A 1,437-nucleotide genomic window follows, 5' to 3' on the forward strand; every position below is an offset into this window, starting at 1 on the left:
AAAAGATTAAAGCGAGCAAATGTATGATAATACTTACAGCAAGTAGAACACCAAAACGCCAACGATCTTTTATCTTGTCCACACCCAAAACGAAGATACCTAACGCTTAAAACTAGTTAGCAAAATCAGACTCACCGTAATAGAGCAAACCCTTTCGATATAAAAAATAGTTTCTAACCTTTGGATCGATTGGTGGCGCAAGTCTCCCAGTTTTTAATAAAGCTTCCATAAATGCCTTATCTAGATCTTCACTTCCAGAACGCTGTTTAAATACAACATTATAAAAATAGCCTTCACTGTCCTGTAAATATGTAATTTGACCGTAATAGGTTTTACCAACATCTCTGTAACTTCTTTTCGGTCTTACCAGGTTGCTTTCAATTTTTTTAAAGCCTTGCTTCAAATAGTCACTCGCAATGAGCTTATGCCTAGGTGACATTGATTGTTCAATCTGCTTAGCTTTGACGGCTCCATACTTATATAAAACCTCACCCTCTTTAGTCAGTACGAAGTTTTGCCTAAGCGTTTTCTTATCTATTAGATATTCTGAACCCGGTATGCCATCTACAAGTCTTTGACGCGGCTTAATAGTCTTTAAATTCGAAGCCTGACCGGAACCTTTGTGGCTGGAAGCACCACCCGATTTCTCTGCTTTGGCCTTCTCTGCTTTGGCCTTCTCTGCTTTGGCCTTCTCTGCTTTGGCCTTCTCTGCTTTAGCTTTCTCTGCTTTAGCTTTCTCTGCTTTAGCTTTCTCTGCTTTAGCCTTCTCTGCTTTAGCCTTCTCTGCTTTGGCTTTTTCTGCTTTAGCCTTCTCAGCTTTAGCCTTCTCAGCTTTAGCCTTCTCAGCTTTAGCCTTCTCAGCTTTAGCCTTCTCTGCTTTGGCTTTCTCTGCTTTAGCTTTCTCTGCTTTAGCTTTCTCTGCTTTAGCTTTCTCTGCTTTAGCTTTCTCTGCTTTAGCTTTCTCTGCTTTAGCTTTCTCTGCTTTAGCTTTCTCTGCTTTAGCTTTCTCTTCTGTTAAAGGCTTTTCCTCTTCCTCCTCCTCTTCCTCTTCCTCTTCCTCTTCATTAATAGGATTATCTAATTTTATCAGAACTTTATGCTGCTTTTCTTCCTCTTCATCTTTATCCACCTGAGCAAGCATAACCACGCCGATTATAATCGCATGCAGCAAAAAACTAAGGCCAACAAATAAGGCGTAGCGATCTAAGTAGCGTCTTGGTAACATCAGTATTGCAACAACTCTTAATAGGCATTAAGCCTTTTATAACGATGAATTCAGGCCTTCAAGCAACGAAAGCTCTTATTATGTCTAATGTAATTCCCTTTAAAAAACCATCCCCAAAGGCCAAGCATAAAGGCAAAACTTTATGCAAAAGCGGCTTTCATAAGTGGAAGGTTATAAGCAACTCAAAGTTCGACGTTAAACAGGGCAAGCTT

Annotated in this window: 1 protein-coding gene; it reads right to left on the reverse strand. The window is 39.9% G+C overall.

Annotation, left to right across the window (positions count from 1 at the left end):
* Nucleotides 1-112 precede the first annotated feature (112 nt).
* Nucleotides 113-1,225, reverse strand: coding sequence for a hypothetical protein (locus tag A3766_RS19185; protein WP_068642801.1), 1,113 nt, complete (start codon nt 1,223-1,225; stop codon nt 113-115).
* Between the last annotated feature and the right edge of the window lie 212 nt (nt 1,226-1,437).

This window comes from Oleiphilus sp. HI0132, from assembly GCF_001635845.1.